Below are 1,339 nucleotides of genomic sequence, written 5' to 3'. Positions count from 1 at the left end.
CCTGCTGCGACAAGCACCGGGAAAGGACTCCCTACGCCTCCGACGCAAGGTCGCCGCTTGGGACGACGACTTCCTCGCAAGCCTTATCGCTGCTTAAAAAACTTTCACCCGATTCCCCTGCGGGGCTGGCCGCAGCATGATTTGAGATCCGTGCGCATCGGGGCAAAACCGGCGCCAGATGACCGGTTATCTGCGCGCCAAGCCAACACGCTATTTTCCCTTTTGGATGGGCGAGACATCACCCATCAGGATCTGAAGTCGCAGCAAAAGCCCCCGTAGGTTGACGAGCCGCCCTTTAATTGATAATGATTCTCATTATCAATTAAAGGGCGGGGAATGTCTGATAACCATCTGGAGCAAAGCGGATGAAACCCGGCACAGCCGAGGCGGCACTGCGCGTCTGCATGATCGGGCTTCCGGCCACCTGCGCCGTTTTCGGCGGCAGCATCATCCTTGACCATCTGGCTGATCTTGGCAGGCCCGAATGGCAGCAGGCGCTCGTCTCCATCACTGCAGGGGCTGTAATCGGTGGAGTCATGGGGTTCCTGTTGGTGATTGTGAAGAAATACATGGTCAGGGGCTAGTACTACAGTTGCGTTTTTAGGAAAGCCGTGATTCTCTGCGTTCCAGCATGGGGAGGCAGGGCCAATGACGGTTTCCGAGTGGTCAGGAACGCTGATCAAGTGGCAAACAGCGCTTGATGACTTAAAGGCACATCTCGGGCCCGCCCTGGGTCGCGCAGAGACGCGTGCGTCTGGCGGTGCGTTCATAGACGGGCTGCTGTCGGGAGCCGAACGCAAGACAGGATGGATGCTGGCGGAGGAAGCCGGTCTGGATCGTCCCTATCGGATCCAGTCTCTGCTTGGCCGGAGCAAATGGTCGGCGGACAGTCTGCGAGAACGCGTCTATTCTTACGTCATGGCCGCTCTCGGCGATAGGGACGGCGTGCTTGTCGTTGACGAGACCGGGTTTGTGAAGAAGGGCACGCAGTCGGTCGGTGTGGCGCGACAGTATTCAGGAACGGCTGGCCGGATTGAGAACAGCCAGATCGGGGTATTTCTGAGCTATGCCAGCCGATATGGCCATGCCCTGATTGATCGGCGTCTCTATCTGCCCAAATCGTGGTCCGAAGACATGGATCGTCGCCGGAAGGCAAGCGTGCCCGACGAGGTTGCTTTCGCGACCAAGCCGGCGATGGCAAGGGACATGATCACGACCGCGCTGGATGCGGGCACCCCCTGCGCCTGGGTCCTCGCCGATGCGCTTTACGGCTCGGATTACAAGCTGCGCCGCATGCTGGAAGACCGGGGCCAGCCCTATGTCCTGGCGGTGCGATCGA

Annotated in this window: 2 protein-coding genes; both read left to right on the top strand. The window is 59.4% G+C overall.

Annotated features, from left to right (window positions below):
- Window positions 1-365 precede the first annotated feature (365 nt).
- Window positions 366-584 carry a hypothetical protein gene (locus WI697_RS27455; RefSeq protein ID WP_345960684.1) on the top strand — a complete coding sequence of 73 codons (219 nt, stop codon included), beginning with the start codon at window positions 366-368 and terminating at the stop codon, window positions 582-584.
- A gap of 64 nt (window positions 585-648) precedes the next feature.
- Window positions 649-1,339, top strand: a 691-nt coding sequence (locus WI697_RS27450; protein ID WP_345960683.1) for an IS701 family transposase, incomplete at its 3' end; no start/stop codon positions are given.

It is taken from the genome of Tistrella mobilis (assembly GCF_039634785.1).
GTDB lineage: Bacteria > Pseudomonadota > Alphaproteobacteria > Tistrellales > Tistrellaceae > Tistrella > Tistrella mobilis.
The sequence above is the reverse complement of the archived record's forward strand: the minus strand, read 5'-3'. Positions and strand labels throughout refer to the sequence as shown.